This is a genomic window from Brachybacterium timonense (assembly GCF_900258505.1).
Taxonomy (GTDB): Bacteria; Actinomycetota; Actinomycetes; order Actinomycetales; family Dermabacteraceae; genus Brachybacterium; species Brachybacterium timonense.
The window spans coordinates 1,050,068-1,065,995 of record NZ_LT984895.1; the positions used below are offsets into that span (position 1 = coordinate 1,050,068).

Here is a 15,928-nt window from a genome sequence, read left to right on the forward strand (position 1 = left end):
GCGACGTCGTCACCAGCTGGAGCAGAGAACCTCTGCGCATCGAACGTTGAACGGCCCGCACAGACATGTGTCCGTGCGGGCTGTTCGGGCGCTGTGCTGGATCAGGCGATCACCGGTGCACCTCGACACGGGTTCCCATCGACGCCCAGTTGTACAGCCACTTGGCGTCAGAGACCTTCATGTTGATGCAGCCGTGGGAGCCGGAGTAGCCGAAGGAGGATCGCCACGGAGCGCCATGGAATGCGTACCCCTTGTAGAAGTACTGCACCCATGGCACGTCCTTGGTGTAGTAGTGCTTCGGGTGCCCCTTGGGGTAGCGGCTCTGATTGGTCATGTCCTGCTTGTCGTAGCGCAGGTAGATGTTGTACGAGCCGGTCACGGTCTCGTACCCGGATTTGCCGTCCACCATGGAGCGGGGGCCCCACACGGGCGTGTCACCCACGTACGCGGTCACGGTCTTTGCCGTGAGGTCGACGTCGATCCACTTCTCACCTGTGGGTGCGGGAGCATCGCCCGCAGCGGGGTCATCGTCGCTGGGTGTCTCGTCGTTCTGCGCCGGGGCCTTGGCCTGCGTCACTTTCGCTTCGACGGTCTTGGATTCGAACGCCGCCTCGAGCGGTGAGGATCCCTTCAGCGCTGCGATGAGCTCGTCGGCCACCGCATCCGTATTCGTGATCTCAACACCGTCAGTCTTCTCGGCGACGACCTTGACGACCTTGCCAGACTCATCAACCTGCTCGATGCCGTCCTTCGGCTTCACCGCCGACTTATCGGCGCGCTGCGAGACCCAGTCGCGCACCGCCTCCTCATCGACGGACATGACGAGCTTCTCACCGGCCTCGTCAGGGCCGACGGACAGCCACGAGCTACGACGCTCGGGAGAGACCTCGTAGGTCTTGTCCTTCGGGCCGGAGATTTGCATCGGCTGCTCGAGGAGAGCACTGATATCTCCGACGACGGTTTCCGCCTCTTCGGTGGTGATCGACGGGGCGATCTGTGAGATCGACTGCTCCACGGAGAAGCTCTTCAGCGAAGGAGCATTCTTCTCGACGGCGGCGACCAGCTCACTGGGGTCCACGCCCTGACCGTCGGTGCCCGGAGTGACCGTCCACTCCTCGCTCTCCTCATCGAAGGAGACGGAGGCATCGACGGGGGCTGCCTTCTCATCCGCCACCAAGCCCTTGGCGTACTCAGCAGCCGCGGCGGAGTCCACGGACATGACGGGCTCGACCGCGTGCTCGCCCGACCACAGCGAGGCGATCAGAGCCGTGATGGAGTCATCGCGTGAGAGGGCTGCTTTCGCGGTGGCCTGCGCATCGACGTTCACACCGAGGTCCACGAGAGATGCCTCATGATCGGTGCCGTCCGCAGTGACCGTGACCTTCACGCCGTCGGCGCGCTTGGTGAGTTCCTCGGCGATCTGCTCGGGCGTGTGGCCAGCGATATCCTCACCCAGCAGGGTGGTGCCGGGCAGAGCTCGGCCATCGTATTTCTGCGCGAGGCCGTAGGCGCTGCCCGCGAGCACGACGCCGATGACGGCGAGGATCGCGACCAGAATCAGGGCCAAGCGCATTCGTCCCCTGCTGGACACGGGGCGCGAGGGGCCGCCGAGGGCGGCCGCGTCGGTACCGTGAGTCATGAGTTGTCCTCTTCTCGGCGGTGCACGCGAGCCCTCGAGGCCGTGGCTCACGGTATGGCGCGCCGGAGCGGTGGGCCTGAAGGCACAGGGGTCCCTCCCCGCGCCGCCGTTGGCGCCACGATACCCGAGCGAGGCATCCGCGTCCCGGTGCGCGGGCTGGTGATTCATCACAGACGTGCATCGACGACAGGGGCCGCGCGGGCCCCTCAGCCTACGCCGAGGCGTCGGTGCGTATGGGCAGCTGCTCAGCGCGGCTATACAGTGAACCCTGCTCGGATCGAGCCACACCGGAAGGACCCTGAAAGCCGTGACGCACCCCGCCATTTGGCACTCCCGTGAGGAGCTGCCCGCGGACCTGCCTGCGACGGCGGTCTCGATCGGCAACTACGACGGCGTCCACCGCGGCCATCGTGAAGTGCTCACCCGTCTCGTGCGCGAGGCCGAGGCGCGCGCTCTCGCGCCCGTCGCTATGACCTTCTGGCCGCATCCCCGCCATGTCATGGGTGTGCCGGGAGCCCCGACGCTCATCACCGGGCGCGATGAGCGTGACCAGTTGCTGCTTGGCACAGGTCTTGCTGGGGTGCTGGACCTGGAGTTCACCCGCGCTTTCGCCCAGCACAGCCCCGAAGAGTTTGTGCGCGTGTTCCTCGTGGAGGCGCTGCGCATGCGCTGCGTCGTGTTGGGCGAGGACGCGCTGTTCGGCCGCGGCAATTCAGGGACCATTCACACCATGCGCGAGCTCAGCGAACAGTACGGGTTCGACGTGGTGACCGTCGCTGACCTCGGGCCGGGGGCGGACGGGGGTGCGGGCCGAATCTCCTCCTCCGCCGTCCGAGCGGCGCTGCTGACCGGTGACGTCGACAGTGCGGCACGGATGCTCGGGCGGCCGCATGCCGTCACCGATGTGGTGCGCCACGGCTTCCAACGTGGCCGCGAGCTGGGCTTCCCCACAGCCAACCTTGGGCCGGAGCCCAGCGGGCTGGTGCCCGCCGATGGTGTGTACGCGGGCACTCTCACCGTGACCGCGCAGCACCCGGAGCATCACGACGCCGCACAGCTAGAGCGAGCCCCCGCCACGATCTCCATCGGCACCAACCCGACCTTCCCTGCCGCCGACGGAGCGCCGACTCGCACCGTCGAGGCCCATGTGCTCGGCGAGAGTGACCTCGACCTCTACGGCGACACCGTGCGCCTGGAACTGATCGCCTTCCAGAGGCCCACCGTCCGTTTCGACAGTGCGGCGGCGCTCATTGCCCAGATGCGCGAGGATGTCGAGGTGACCCGCCGCACTCTCGACGACTCTGGTCTGCTGGGTGAGGTCGCGGACTGATACTCTGTGCGGGCCGTGCAATCGGCCGCGGAGGGCAGCGTCCCGCTGAACCTGGGAATCCCCGGGGTGGCGGTGATCACCAGCGCAGGCCCGCACACAGAGCCCGGGAGAACAGGCCCCGGAGCGCCGCGCAACGACCCAGGAGAGACATGGCTTTCGACGCCGCCACCAAGCAGGAGATCATCAAGGAATACGCGACCGCCGAGCGCGACACCGGCTCTCCCGAGGTCCAGATCGCTCTGCTCACCCACCGCATCTCGTACCTCACCGAGCACCTCAAGACCCACAAGCACGACCATCACAGTCGTCGGGGCCTGATGCTGCTCGTCGGCCAGCGCAAGCGCATGCTGCAGTATCTGGCCAGCGTCGACATCGAGCGGTACCGTTCGCTGATCCAGCGCCTCGGTATCCGTCGGTGACCACCTCCGCCGCTCGTCCCCATCGGGGCGGGCGGCGGCTTCACATGCCCGGTGCGCCGGGCACATATCCCGCAGATACCCCGGGCGATCGCAGTGATCGCCCGCCGCAGAACTGCCCCGAGCCGGTTCGGTCCTCGGCAGTGGCCCGCGGACGGGAGCGCGCTCTCAGACCGCGGGCCACTGGCGATGGCCGCACCGACGGGGCCCCTTCACCACAAGGAGAATCCCTATGGCCATGGATGGCCCTGAGATCACCGCTACCACCGCAGTCATCGACAACGGCTCCTTCGGACGCCGTGAGATCCGCTTCGAGACCGGCCGCCTCGCCCAGCAGGCCGCCGGCGCCGTCGCCGTCTACCTCGACGACGACACCATGGTCTTCTCGGCCACCGCGGTGTCCAAGCAGCCCAAGGAGCACTTCGACTTCTTCCCGCTGACCGTCGACGTCGAGGAGCGGATGTACGCCGCGGGTCGCATCCCCGGCTCATTCTTCCGTCGCGAGGGCCGTCCCGGCACCGACGCGATCCTCGCCGCCCGCCTCACCGACCGCCCGCTGCGCCCCGCCTTCGTCAAGGGGCTGCGCAACGAGGTCCAGGTCGTGCTGACCGTCATGGCTGCCGGCCCGGATGACGCCTATGACGTGGTCGGCATCAACGGCGCCTCCGCCTCCACGCAGATCTCCGGCCTGCCGTTCTCCGGTCCGATCGGTGGTGTGCGTATCGCGCTCATGCCCACCGCGCAGGGTGGCCAGTGGGTGGCGTTCCCAACCTTCTCGCAGCTGGACGAGGCCGTGTTCTCCATGGTCGTCGCCGGCCGCATCGTGGGTGATGACGTCGCCATCATGATGGTCGAGGCAGAGGCCACCGACAACGCCTGGGACCTGGTGAAGAACCAGGGCGCCATCGCCCCCACCGAGGAAGTCGTGGCCGAGGGCCTCGACGCGGCGAAGGTGTTCATCCGCACGCTGTGCGAAGCGCAGCAGGAGCTCGCCCAGAAGGCCGCGAAGCCGGTGCGCGAGTACCCGCTGTTCCTGGCCTACCAGGACGACGTCTACGAGGCTGTCGAGAAGGCTGGCGCCGAGCGCGTCGCCGAGGTGATGAGCATCGCCGGCAAGCAGGAGCGCGAGGACCGTAGCGACGAGCTCGCCCAGCAGCTTGAGTCCGAGCTCGCTGAGCAGTTCGAAGGCCGCGAGTCCGAGATCCATGGCGCCTACTCCGCGCTCACCAAGAAGGTTGTGCGCCAGCGAGTGCTCACCGAGGGTGTGCGTATCGACGGCCGTGGCCTGAAGGACATCCGTCAGCTCTCCGCCGAGGTCGAGGTGCTGCCGCGCGTGCACGGCTCGGCGCTGTTCGAGCGCGGCGAGACCCAGATCCTGGGCGTGACCACGCTGAACATGCTCAAGATGGAGCAGCAGATCGATTCGCTCTCCCCGGTGGACCACAAGCGGTACATCCACCACTACAACTTCCCGCCGTTCTCCACCGGTGAGACCGGCCGCGTCGGCTCCCCGAAGCGTCGCGAGATCGGCCACGGCATGCTCGCCGAGCGTGCGCTCGTGCCGGTGCTGCCCAGCCGCGAGGAGTTCCCCTACGCGATCCGTCAGGTCTCCGAAGCCCTCGGCTCCAACGGCTCCACCTCGATGGGCTCCGTGTGCGCCTCGACCCTGTCACTGCTGAACGCGGGCGTGCCGCTGCGTGCACCCGTGGCCGGTATCGCGATGGGCCTGATCTCCGGTGAGGTCGACGGCGAGACCAAGTACGCCGCGCTCACCGACATCCTGGGCGCTGAGGACGCGCTGGGCGATATGGATTTCAAGGTCGCCGGCACGCGCGAGTTCGTCACCGCCATTCAGCTGGACACCAAGCTCGACGGCATCCCGGCCTCCGTGCTGGGTGGTGCGCTTTCCCAGGCGCGCGATGCTCGCCTGGCGATCCTCGATGTGCTGCACGAGGCCATCGACACGCCTGACGAGATGAGCCCGCACGCCCCGCGCGTGATCGCCCTGACCATCCCGGTTGACAAGATCGGTGCGGTCATCGGCCCCAAGGGGCAGATGATCAATCAGATCCAGGACGACACCGGCGCCGACATCACCATCGAGGACGACGGCACCGTGTACATCGGCGCCACCGATGGTCCGTCGGCGGAGGCCGCCCGCTCCGCAATCAACGCCATCGCCAACCCGATGGTGCCGGAGGTTGGCGAGCGTTACCTCGGCACAGTCGTGCGCGTGGTCGACTTCGGTGCCTTTGTCTCGCTCACCCCGGGCAAGGACGGCCTGCTGCACGTGACCCAGCTGCGCAAGCTGAACGGCGGAAAGCGCGTTGCGAACGTCGAGGACGTCGTCTCGGTCGGCCAGAAGATCGAGGTGGAGATCCGCGAGATCGACGCCCGTGGCAAGATCAGCCTGGCTGTGCCGGAGGAGGAGACACAGGCGGGCGAGGAGCGTCCGTCCGAGTCCGCCGAATCCGCTGCGGCCGAGGAGCCGACCGCGGAGTGATGCGCTGACCACGCAGAGCCAGATCCCGAACGGGCCGATGCCGAGAGCGTCGGCCCGTTCGGTGCATCGTGCCCGCACGGCAGCGATGCTGCTCATGATGCTCGCCGCCGTGCTGATGCTCAGCGCCTGCACCGGCCGAGTGGACACCGAACTGAGAATCAACGCCGATGGCAGCGGGGCGCGAACTCTGAGCGTCGCGCTCGAGCGCACCGGCGCCGCCGGTGGGCAGCTTGACGTCGACGACGTCGAAGCCGTGATCCTGTCCTCCCTGCCCGACGGTATGGAGTACGTGGGACGCAACGCGGCCTCTGACGGCTCGCCCCGCTTCACGTTCCGTATCCCCTTTGACTCCACGCGCCAGTACGAGCAGCGCGTGGAGGAGATCCTCGAGGCAGGTGAGGTCCCCGATGATCGCCGCGGCCTCGAGCTGGAGCAGGGCAGCGGGCCGCTGCGCAGCGGTCTGCGGATCGACGAACGCTTTACCTCAACGGACCTGCTCGCCTGGCTGATCACCGCCTTGATCGCCGACGGGACAGTTCCTGCAGACCGGGCGGATGACCTGCTGGAGAGCGGACCCACCAGGATCGTGGTCGATGGTGTCACCCATGACGTGGACGAACGGATCTCCTACGACGACCTGCGCGGCCGCGGCATCGACGACGTGCGAATCCGCACCAGCGGTCTCGACACCACTGACGGGATCCAGCGCACCTTGGAGCTGAGTATCGACCCGGAGGCCTACGCTCAGGACCCGGAGATCTACGACGACTTCCTCGCCGGAGTCACACCCCCGGGAGGAGAGCTCAGTCGTGGTGACGACACCGACCCGTGGACCCTGCGGTTCCCACCGGGCAGCGCCGCACAGGTCGCGGATTGGACGGACCAGGCGCTCGCCGCGAGCGGCGGCACGCTTCAGGTGATGCGACGCGCAGCTGACGAGGCGCCGCTGCGTCAGGTGACCACGATCGAATCGACCGTGGACTGCAGCGCCGTGTGCACGAACGGCGGCGACGTCCACCAGACCGTCGAGGTCCCCGCCGCCTGGGCTCCCGATGAGAAGCCGCAGGCCAGTGGCACTGTTGAACTGCGTCTGCACGACGGCCAGGTCACAGTCGACCACCCGGTTGCCGTGAGCCGCGTGGAGCTCGCGTTCACACTTCACCCGACCGGAGAGTCCGAGGCCGATCTCACCCTGGTCCTTCCTGCCGAGGCAGACCCGGCCGAGCTGGACCCGCTGCGGCAGTGGCTCGGGGAAGACCGCACCGAGGTGGAGGAGCGTGAGGAGTCCGTCCGCGTCACTGCCCGCTACCGGGCCGCTGACCCCGCGCAGCTTGCCGTCATGCTCGGTGAGCAGGGCATGACAGGGGCCGACGGACAGGGACAGCCGCGGCTCGACGCTGCCGTGGCCTCACGCAACCCCGGGGCCGTGCAGCACCGTCTGCACATGGATCTCGCTTTGCCGCGCGACCTCCGGGAGCTGCCGGGGACGACAGAGCTGACCTGGTCGATCCGTACGAGCACCGGCATGGACGCACCGCGGACGCAGAACGCGGATCCGCACCTTGTCCAGGGACCCGGAGGCGCGCTCGTCGCGGCCGCCACCCTGGAGAGCCCCTCGATCCACGCTGACCTCGAGATCCGCGAGGGCAGGCTGGCCAGCGCCGGCCTCGCGGCCGCGCTACTGGCCTTCGCCGTCTTCGCACTGATCGGCATCGTCGCCGGCGTGCGCTGGCGGCTGCGCACGGCGGCGGAGCGCTGAGGCGCTGCACAGGATCGCGCAGGAACCGTGGGAGGATCGTCGGGTGCCTGTTGACCTGACCCTCGATAATCCCGACGCCGATGACCTGCTTGACCCGTCGGAGTCGATCCGCCGCAGTATCCTTCCCGGCGGCGTGCGGCTGCTGACCCAGCAGGACACCTCCGTGCGCTCGGCTAGCATCGGTTTGTGGCTGCCCGTCGGCTCCCGCCACGAGCGATCGGAACACGCCGGCTCCACGCACGCCCTCGAGCATCTGTTCTTCAAGGGCACTGAGCGACGCAGCGCCCTGGAGATTGCCGCAGCCTTTGACGAGGTGGGCGGCGATTCGAACGCCGTCACCGCCAAGGAGCACACGCTCTACCACGGACGCGTCCGCTCGGCGGATCTGCCGCGTGCGATCGATGTGCTCAGCGACATGGTCACGTCGAGCCGGTTGGAAGGCAACGCGCTCGAGACGGAGCGGGAAGTGATCCTTGAGGAGCTCGCCGCCGCCTACGACGATCCGCATGACATCGGCTACGAAACGTTCCTGGCTGACGTGCTCGGCCCTGACACCCCGATGGGGCGGCCGGTGGGCGGCACCGTCGACTCCGTGACCGCGCTCGGGATCGAGGACGTGCGTGCCCACTGGCATGAGCACTATCAGCCGCAGAACCTGGTGGTCACCGCGGTGGGTGCCCTCGAGCATGAGGACGTGGCTGGCCTCCTGGTCGAGGCGTTGCGCCGCGGCGGGTGGTCGCTCGAGGATGGTGCTCTGCCGTCTGGGCCGCGCGCGACAGAGCCGTCGGCCCCCGATCATGCGGGAGCTCAGGCAGGCGGTGCGGATCCAGCGGGGACAGCTGAGCGATCCGGCAGGATCCCCGCGCCCCACCGCTTGCATCGCCCCTCCGAACAGACTCACGTGTATCTGGGCGGGCCGGGGCTGACAGCGACGAGCGAGGACCGCCACACTCTCTCGGTGCTCATGTCGATCCTGGGCGGCGGCATGTCCTCGCGCCTGTTCCAGAACATCCGTGAGCGGCTCGGCCTGGTCTACTCGGTGCAGTCCTTCAGCGCCGGGTACAGCGATGCAGGCCTGTTCTGCCTCTACGCGGCATGCAGGCCGGCGCGAGCCGAGCAGGTCGCAGACCTCATGGTGCAGGAGGTGGAGCAGCTCGCGGAGCACGGCGTCACGCGTGAGGAGCTTGACCGAGCGCGCGGCCAGCTCGCCGGCGCTTTCGCACTCGGCCTCGAGGACACCACCAGCCGCATGGGCAGGCTCGGCGCGATCGAGCTGATCCACGGGCGATATCAGAGCGTGGATGAGATCCTGGACCGGATTGAGCATGTCAGCGCTCGGGACGTGCGTGAGCTCGCCGCCCGGTTCGCCGCACAGCTCACCACCCGCGTGGACGTCGGCCCCGACGCTGCATGAATCGATGACGACCGGTCAGACCGCCGAGCCGCCGGATGCTCCCGGCGGACTCGACGTATCCGACCGGCCGACCGCCCTGACTGGAAGGACACGCCATGACTGCTTCCGAATCCCCGACCCCGATCCGCGTGGGTGTGATCGGCGCCGCGGGCCGTATGGGCTCGCAGACCTGCTGCGCTGTGGAGGAGGCCTCTGACCTCGACCTTGTGGCGCGTATCGGCGACGGTGACGACCTGCAGGCAGTGCTCGACGCCCGGGCGCAGGTGATCGTGGACTTCACCGTGCCCGATGCATCGCTCGGCACCGTACTGTGGGCGATCGAGCACGGCATCCATGCCGTAGTGGGCACCACCGGGTGGACGGACGAGAAGCTCGACCAGGTCCGGGCCGCACTCGAGCAGTCGCCGACTGTGGGCGTGCTGATCGCCCCGAACTTCGCGATTGGCGCGGTGCTCACCATGCGTTTCGCTGAAATCGCGGCCCGCTACTACGAGAGCGCGGAGATCATCGAGATGCACCATCCGCGCAAGCTCGACGCCCCTTCGGGAACGGCCGCCCACACGGCCGCAGCGATCGCCCGGGGGCGGGCAGAGGCCGGCCTGGGCGCGGTGCCTGACGCCACTGCGAGCGATCCGCATGGTGCTCGCGGGGCCGTGATCGACGGCATCCATGTTCATGCGGTGCGTCAGCAGGGCCTGGTGGCTCACGAGGTCGTGCAGTTCGGTGGGGCGGGTGAGCAGCTGCAGCTGCGCCACGACTCCTTCGACCGGGCGAGCTTCATGCCCGGTGTCCTCCTGGGCGTGCGCGAGGTGGCATCCCGTCCCGGTCTCACCGTGGGCCTGGATCAGTACATGGATCTCGGGTGAGCGGCGCCGGAGGAATCGGCCGACGGCTCATGGTGGTCGGCCTTGTGCTGATCACGCTGCTGTATTGCTGGGCGCTGCTGTGGCTGGCGTGGGGATTCGCCCGCGCCGGTGGGGTCGTGGGTTGGGGGCTTGCCGCTGCCGTCGCGATTCTGCTGGCGCTCACGGTCTGGGTCATCTGGCGTGAGGTGCTGTTCGGCCTGAACGCTGCACGGCTGGCACGCGAGTACAGCAGTGACGGTGCATCGGGGCCCACGGCAACGGATGCTGCAGACGTGAAGCCCGCTGAGCCCAGCTGCGCCGTGCCCCGCGCAGAATTCGACCTGGCCAAGGCAGCAATTGAACAGGGGACGGGGGAGAGCGACTGGCGGGCCTGGTTCCGTCTCTCGCTCGCCTACGACGCCCTGCACGACCGCAGACAGGCCCGCGCAGCGGCACGACGCGCGATCGAACTGCACCGCGCGGCCCGCTGAACGCCACAGGGTTCCGGCCACCGAATCGGGGCCTGAGCAGGTGTCGCCCCGCCGCGCGCCTGAGAGGGGAGCAGGCGGGGATCAGCCCCAGCCAAGCGCCCGGACGGCCGCCGTCACCACCGCGGCCCCCACGACAACCGCCAGGAACGGCGCCCGCAGCACGAGCATGACCATCGCTACCGCAAGCCCCGCGAGTCGGGCATCGAGCACCAGCTCTGGGCCGCTCGTCGCCGTCTGCACCGCCACGAGCGCCCCGAGCAGCGCCACCGGCAATAGCGTGGTGATGCGCCGGATCCGTGGACGCTCCAGTAGCTCTGGCGGCACCTGATATCCGAGCCACTTCTGCGCGAAGGACACCACAGAGGCGCCGAGCACGGCTAGCCACAGCCTGGTCATGTGCCTCGCTCCTCACGCATCGATCCGTCATGCGTCGGCATCAGGCCCGCCACAACGGCGACCAGGGCCGCGGCCAGAACCGGCAGCCCCGGCGGCAGGAGCGGCGTGGTCACCAGCGCCACGAAGGCCGCCGCCACAGCGACCGCGATCAGATCCCTCTGACGCAAGCGCGGCCACAGCAGCCCCAGGAACGCGGCAGCGGCTGCGGCGTCGAGTCCCCAGGCGCCGGGATCCGAGGCGTACTGGCCGATCAATGCACCCAGCAGCGAGAACAGGTTCCAGAACACGTACACCCAGACACCTGCAGACCAGAAACCAGCGCGTTGCGCCGCACGTGTCGTGCCGGAGGCAGAGGTGGCGGCGGACTCGTCGATCGTCAGCTGCGCCCGGGCGAACCCACGCAGCCCACCGCGCGGCAGGATCGGGCTGAGGGTCAATCCGTACAGCGTGTTGCGCACACCCAGCAGGATCGCCGCGAGCGCCGCGCCGAACGGTGCCCCGCCACCAGAGATGACACCGATGAAGGCGAACTGGCTGCCGCCGGTGAACATCACGGCGGAGAGCACCATCGCCTGCCACACGTCCAGCCCCGCGGCGGTCGCCAGCGCACCGTAGGAGATGCCGTACAAGCCTGTTGCGAGACCAACGGCCATGCCGGTGCGACGGATCTGCTGCACGTGCGGGTCATCGCAGACATCGGCGGGTGAGGAGGGGGAGTGGGGTGACACCCGCATCACTGTACGACGCCGGTGCGTCGGCGGCGCAGACGGTGCCTCATGTGAGACGTTGGAGCCATGACCACCACACCTGATGCGGCGCGCACCGTCGAGCCGTTCCCGCTGGACGTCGACGCGATCCTGCTGGACATGGACGGCACCCTGGTCGATTCCGGGGCCGCTGTTGAACGTTCCTGGAACCGATTGCTCGACGAGCTCGGACTCGAGACGCGATTCACGCACACCATGCACGGGGTGCCCGCCCGACTCTCGCTGCGTCAGCTGTTGCCGGATGCCTCTGAGGAGCAGCTCGATGCAGCGCATCGACGCATTGAGGAGATCGAGATCGGCGATGTCGACGGCATCGAGGTCCTCCCCGGCACTGCGCGTGTGCTGGCTGAGCTTGAAGCGGCCAGCGCGGCCCGAGGACGGCCCGCGTGGACGATCGTCACCTCCTGCACCCGAGAGCTGTTCGAGGCGCGCTGGGCCACCACCGGTCTGCCTGCGCCAGCCGCCACCGTGACCGCCGACCAGGTCACTCGCGGCAAACCCGATCCGGAACCGTTCGTCACCGGCGCCACACGCCTGGGCATTGCCCCTGCACGCTGCCTCGCCGTCGAGGACTCCCTGGGTGGGATCCGTTCCGCCGGCGGCGCCGGTTGCCGCACTGTCGCGGTCACCACCACCACACCGGCCGCTGACCTCACGGATCTCGCGGACGCTCTCATCACGTCCCTGGACGACATCGAGGTGACGGTGCATGAGGGCCGTCTTCGCGTGCAGCGCCGCGGTGCCTGACCAGAGAGCTCCAGAACGACCTTGGTATCCTCGGGCGGCTCGACGCCCAGGCGCCACTACCGCGCGACGCGCTGTCGCGCCCCGTCACGGCAGGACACCCCAGCGGTGAAAGGAACACCACCATGAGCGCGATCGCGGGAACCTTCGGCTTCGGACCCGACGGCGAGGCGCTGGCACGGCGCATGGGTGCGGCTCTCGCCCATCGCGGCCCGGATGGTGAGGACATCCGAGCGGTTGGCAATGCAGTGCTTGTCCATCGACAGCTCGCCATGGCCGACCCGGGCAGTGCGGACCAGTCCGTGACCACCTCCGATGGCCGCTGGACGATCGTGCTCGACGGCGCGATCCACAACCAGCAGCAGCTGCGCGCCGAGCTCGTAGCGCTCGGGCAGGACGTCCGCACCGGGATCGACGCCGAGCTCGTGCTCGCGGCGCACGTTGCATGGGGAGCTGAGGCCTATGACCGGCTCACCGGCAGGTTCGCCCTCGCGATCCACGATGCGCTCACGGACACGGTCACGCTCGCTCGTGACCACATCGGCATCGCGCCGCTGTACTACTGGAGTGATGACGCCGGCCGGGTGCTGTTCGCCTCCGACATGAAGGCGCTGCTGGCCACCGAGGTGTTCACGCCCGAGCCCGACGACCGCGCGATCTACCGCTACCTCGCCCTCGGTGTGCAGGACGACGACGAGCACACCCTGGTGCGGGATGTGACGGCCGTGCTGCCCGGACAGATGGTGACCCTGGGGGCCGAAGGCGTGCGCACACGGTGCTACACGCGCCTGCAGGATGAGCTGCGCGAGCTCGCCTCACGGCCGGGTCGCCCGTACACCCCCGAGGTTGCTCGTGAGTTCCGCGAACGGTTCGAGCACGCGGTGCATGCCTGTCTGCCCGCCGACGTCCCGGTCGGTACCGCGCTGCTCGGCGGGCTCGACACGGCCGCGGCCGCCGCCGTGATCGCACGGGACATGCAGCAGGCGCCGCCGGACGATGCGCACAGCGCCGTGGGCCCGCAGCAGAACACCTTCTCCGCCGCACCCGCGCGGCCGAGCGCCCATGCGAGGACCGACGCGGCAATGCTGCGCGAGCAGTACGGCGAGCTCATTGACGAGCACAGCATCCGCCCCACGCCGGATGCGCTGATCGAGGACCTCACCGACCTCGTCCGTAGCCAGGACCAGCCCATGGCCACCCCGGACGCGTACACGCACTACGCCGTGATGCGCGAGGCCGCCGAGCATGTGACGGTGCTGCTCGACGGCGCCGACGAGGCACCAGCAGACCACCTCACGCACCTGCAGGTGAGGCTGCGTGAGCTGCGCGCGGGCAAGCGCATCGCCCAGCTGGCGCGTGAGACAGCAGCGGCACGGGACATGCTCTTCCGCGCCGCCCGCCAGCGGCGCGGCGGACGGGCCGACGTGCCCGTGCACGCATTGCTCGACAACAGCTTCGTCGCGGCGCACAAGGGCGAGAAACTCGACGTCATCCGCGACAACCTGCGACTGCGTCTGCTGGATGATCTCTTCCGCACCCCAGGGCAGTCTCGGCTGCGGACCGGTGATCGCAATGCGATGCGTTTCGGTATCGAAAGGCGCGTGCCGATCCTCGATAAGGATCTGCTGCGTTTCCTCATGGGGGTGGACTCCGCTGCGATCGTCGACGGCCAGGGGAGCGGCCGGATCCTGCGCGACGCCATGGCGGATCTCCTGCCTGAGGCGATCCGCGGCCGTCGCGACGTGATCGGCCACACCGCTGCGGAGCCCGCGTGGTTCTCGCGATGTGCAGACGCACTGCAGGAGATCTTCGCTTCGCCCACCTTCGCGGCACGCCGCTACGTGGATGCCCCCACGGTGCAGGCCGTGCACGCCGACTGCATGCAGCATCCCGAGCGGCACGAGACCCTCACGCTGTGGCGTCTGGCGAGCCTCGAGCTGTGGATGCGTGAGTTCCTGGACCCCGCACCCGGCATCCCCGCCCCGTCGACAGCCCGGCAGCCCGCCGCTGAGGACGATGCGCAGGAGCAGGCGCCGATCGCCAAGAGCGACTACGAGCCGAACGACGGCAAACAGCTGGACCTGGTCTCCGCCGAGGACGGGCACACCTGGCGTCGCTTCCCGCTGCAGACCGATCTGGTGGGCCGTGACAGCGACCTCGAGAGCATCGTTCGCGGCCATGTCGAACGGTTCCTCGCGGGCCTGCCCGATGACGCGATTCCTGACGGCGCGCACTGGTACTTCGTCATCAGCGAGAAGATCGTCGCGATCACCCAGGGACGCTCCTGGTACACGTGGGAGGTCGCACCCCGACGGGCGGCGCGGCTGCTCAGCCGTTTCGTCACCCGCACCCCGGCGGGCATCGGCCTGGGCGACCCCACCACGATGGAGCTCGCTATGCGTGAGGTGGGCGTGCCACGCATCATGGTCGCTGCGGCCGCCGGCGCTGCCGGCAAGGTCGTGGGTCGACGCGGCGTGTTCTACGAGATCGTCGGCGCCAATGTGCGAGCGATCGATGGACCGACGGTCTACTCCGCGTTCCCCTCGAATGTCTCCGCGAAGCTGCCGCCGAAGGACCCTGACGCCGTCTCCGCACGCCTCAGCCGCGCCATCCGTGCCGCCGACGCTCCTGCTGGTGCTCTGGAAGGCTTTTCCGGCGTGGTGGTGATGGACGCCAATGACATCGGCCGCAACGTGCTGGGCACCGATACACAGGTCCCATGCGCCGTGCTCGAAGCCACCTTCGCAGACAACCCGCTGGGGCAGGGACGCCAGCGCACCCCGATGGCGATCCTGGTGGACCTGGGTCCTTCCGCGTCCTGAGCGGGGACCTCGACTAGCATCACTGTCATGAGCGAGGGCACCGAGCAGCAGACCGACGTCGTCTTCCGATCCGATATGACCGTGGAACTGGTGAGGGCTGCGGCGCAGGACGGAGACGTTGTCTTCGCCGCCCGCGTCTCCACGCAGGGCGAGAAAACACTGGACAGCGCAGGGGAGGACGCGTCGGCGCGTGATCGTGGGCTGATCCGCTACCTCATGCGCGACCGCCACGGCAGTCCTTTCGAGCACAACAGCTTCACCTTCTACGTGCAGGCGCCGATCTTCGTGTTCCGCGAGTTCATGCGCCACCGCATCGCCTCCTACAACGAGGAGTCCGGCCGCTACCGCGAGATGCGCCCCGTCTTCTACGTGCCCGCGCGCGAGCGCAATCTCGTGCAGGTGGGCAAGCCCGGCGCGTACGTGTTCGAACCGGGCAGCGACGAACAGTATGAGCTCGTGGAGCGTTCAGTGCGCGAGCAATGCACCAGCGCGTATCGCGCCTACCAGGAGATGCTGCAGGCGGGAGTGGCCCGCGAGGTCGCCCGCTCCGTCTTGCCGCTGACCCTGTACTCCTCGATGTACGTGACCATCAACGCCCGCTCGCTGATGAACGTGCTGTCGCTGCGCACCACCCGGGAGGGCTCTGCCTACCCGTCGTTCCCGCAGCGCGAGATCGAAATGGTGGCCGAGCAGATGGAGGAGCATTTCAAGGCCGCCATGCCCATCACCTACGAGGCGTTCCAAGACGGCGGCCGCGTCGCCCCGTGACCTGTTGCACGCCACGTCTGCCACATCCAGGGAG

13 protein-coding genes are annotated in these 15,928 nt (G+C 68.5%); 10 read left to right on the plus strand and 3 right to left on the minus strand.

From position 1 onward, the window contains the following. Window positions 1-109 precede the first annotated feature (109 nt). The gene (locus C8271_RS04540) at window positions 110-1,639 is read right to left on the minus strand and encodes a L,D-transpeptidase family protein (RefSeq protein WP_106506296.1); all 1,530 of its coding nucleotides are present in this window, start codon (window positions 1,637-1,639) and stop codon (window positions 110-112) included. Window positions 1,640-1,946: 307 nt separating this feature from the next. On the opposite strand from C8271_RS04540, the gene C8271_RS04545 reads away from it, so the two are divergent. From C8271_RS04545 to C8271_RS04575, 7 genes are all read left to right on the plus strand, one after another. Then, the gene (locus C8271_RS04545; RefSeq protein WP_106506297.1) at window positions 1,947-2,969 is read left to right on the plus strand and encodes a bifunctional riboflavin kinase/FAD synthetase; all 1,023 of its coding nucleotides are present in this window, start codon (window positions 1,947-1,949) and stop codon (window positions 2,967-2,969) included. A gap of 149 nt (window positions 2,970-3,118) precedes the next feature. After that, window positions 3,119-3,388, plus strand: a complete 270-nt coding sequence (gene rpsO / locus C8271_RS04550; RefSeq protein WP_106506298.1) for a 30S ribosomal protein S15 — start codon at window positions 3,119-3,121, stop codon at window positions 3,386-3,388. A 235-nt stretch (window positions 3,389-3,623) separates the two neighbouring features. Then, window positions 3,624-5,888 carry a polyribonucleotide nucleotidyltransferase gene (locus C8271_RS04555; RefSeq protein ID WP_170957802.1) on the plus strand — a complete coding sequence of 755 codons (2,265 nt, stop codon included), beginning with the start codon at window positions 3,624-3,626 and terminating at the stop codon, window positions 5,886-5,888. Window positions 5,889-5,925: 37 nt separating this feature from the next. Next, entirely contained in the window at window positions 5,926-7,647 is a 1,722-nt protein-coding gene (locus C8271_RS04560; protein WP_138774523.1) for a hypothetical protein, read from the plus strand. A 43-nt stretch (window positions 7,648-7,690) separates the two neighbouring features. Next, entirely contained in the window at window positions 7,691-9,061 is a 1,371-nt protein-coding gene (locus tag C8271_RS04565) for a M16 family metallopeptidase (RefSeq protein WP_106506301.1), read from the plus strand. A gap of 95 nt (window positions 9,062-9,156) precedes the next feature. Next, a complete protein-coding gene (dapB, locus tag C8271_RS04570; RefSeq protein ID WP_106506302.1) occupies window positions 9,157-9,927 on the plus strand; it encodes a 4-hydroxy-tetrahydrodipicolinate reductase in 771 nt (256 codons plus the stop codon). Then, a complete protein-coding gene (locus tag C8271_RS04575) occupies window positions 9,924-10,397 on the plus strand; it encodes a hypothetical protein (protein WP_245920888.1) in 474 nt (157 codons plus the stop codon). Before dapB ends, C8271_RS04575 begins: the two co-directional genes overlap by 4 nt. 81 nt (window positions 10,398-10,478) lie before the next feature. Here the strand turns inward: C8271_RS04575 and C8271_RS04580 are convergent, their stop codons facing one another. Both C8271_RS04580 and C8271_RS04585 read right to left on the minus strand, forming a co-directional pair. Continuing rightward, window positions 10,479-10,793 carry an AzlD domain-containing protein gene (locus C8271_RS04580; protein WP_106506303.1) on the minus strand — a complete coding sequence of 105 codons (315 nt, stop codon included), beginning with the start codon at window positions 10,791-10,793 and terminating at the stop codon, window positions 10,479-10,481. Further along, window positions 10,790-11,527 (minus strand): AzlC family ABC transporter permease, encoded by a 738-nt coding sequence (locus tag C8271_RS04585; RefSeq protein ID WP_106506304.1) that lies wholly within the window; start codon window positions 11,525-11,527, stop codon window positions 10,790-10,792. Before C8271_RS04585 ends, C8271_RS04580 begins: the two co-directional genes overlap by 4 nt. Window positions 11,528-11,587: 60 nt before the next feature. On the opposite strand from C8271_RS04585, the gene C8271_RS04590 reads away from it, so the two are divergent. The 3 genes from C8271_RS04590 (at window position 11,588) to thyX (ending at window position 15,894) form a co-directional block, all read left to right on the plus strand. Then, a complete protein-coding gene (locus tag C8271_RS04590) occupies window positions 11,588-12,307 on the plus strand; it encodes an HAD-IA family hydrolase (RefSeq protein WP_106506305.1) in 720 nt (239 codons plus the stop codon). Window positions 12,308-12,429: 122 nt separating this feature from the next. Continuing rightward, window positions 12,430-15,126 (plus strand): asparagine synthase (glutamine-hydrolyzing), encoded by a 2,697-nt coding sequence (gene asnB / locus C8271_RS04595; protein ID WP_106506306.1) that lies wholly within the window; start codon window positions 12,430-12,432, stop codon window positions 15,124-15,126. A 27-nt stretch (window positions 15,127-15,153) separates the two neighbouring features. After that, window positions 15,154-15,894: an FAD-dependent thymidylate synthase gene (gene thyX / locus C8271_RS04600; RefSeq protein WP_106506307.1), complete on the plus strand. Its 741-nt coding sequence runs from the start codon at window positions 15,154-15,156 to the stop codon at window positions 15,892-15,894. Window positions 15,895-15,928 lie beyond the last annotated feature (34 nt).

Excerpts from the sequence above, each read along its gene's own strand:
- C8271_RS04555 (WP_170957802.1), top strand. The coding sequence starts at position 3,624 with ATGGATGGCCCTGAGATCACCGCTACCACCGCAGTCATCGACAACGGC.
- C8271_RS04560 (WP_138774523.1), top strand. The coding sequence starts at position 5,926 with ATGCCGAGAGCGTCGGCCCGTTCGGTGCATCGTGCCCGCACGGCAGCG.
- asnB (WP_106506306.1), top strand. The coding sequence starts at position 12,430 with ATGAGCGCGATCGCGGGAACCTTCGGCTTCGGACCCGACGGCGAGGCG.
- rpsO (WP_106506298.1), top strand. The coding sequence starts at position 3,119 with ATGGCTTTCGACGCCGCCACCAAGCAGGAGATCATCAAGGAATACGCG.
- C8271_RS04585 (WP_106506304.1), bottom strand. The coding sequence starts at position 11,527 with ATGCGGGTGTCACCCCACTCCCCCTCCTCACCCGCCGATGTCTGCGAT.
- C8271_RS04590 (WP_106506305.1), top strand. The coding sequence starts at position 11,588 with ATGACCACCACACCTGATGCGGCGCGCACCGTCGAGCCGTTCCCGCTG.
- dapB (WP_106506302.1), top strand. The coding sequence starts at position 9,157 with ATGACTGCTTCCGAATCCCCGACCCCGATCCGCGTGGGTGTGATCGGC.
- C8271_RS04580 (WP_106506303.1), bottom strand. The coding sequence starts at position 10,793 with ATGACCAGGCTGTGGCTAGCCGTGCTCGGCGCCTCTGTGGTGTCCTTC.
- C8271_RS04540 (WP_106506296.1), bottom strand. The coding sequence starts at position 1,639 with ATGACTCACGGTACCGACGCGGCCGCCCTCGGCGGCCCCTCGCGCCCC.
- thyX (WP_106506307.1), top strand. The coding sequence starts at position 15,154 with ATGAGCGAGGGCACCGAGCAGCAGACCGACGTCGTCTTCCGATCCGAT.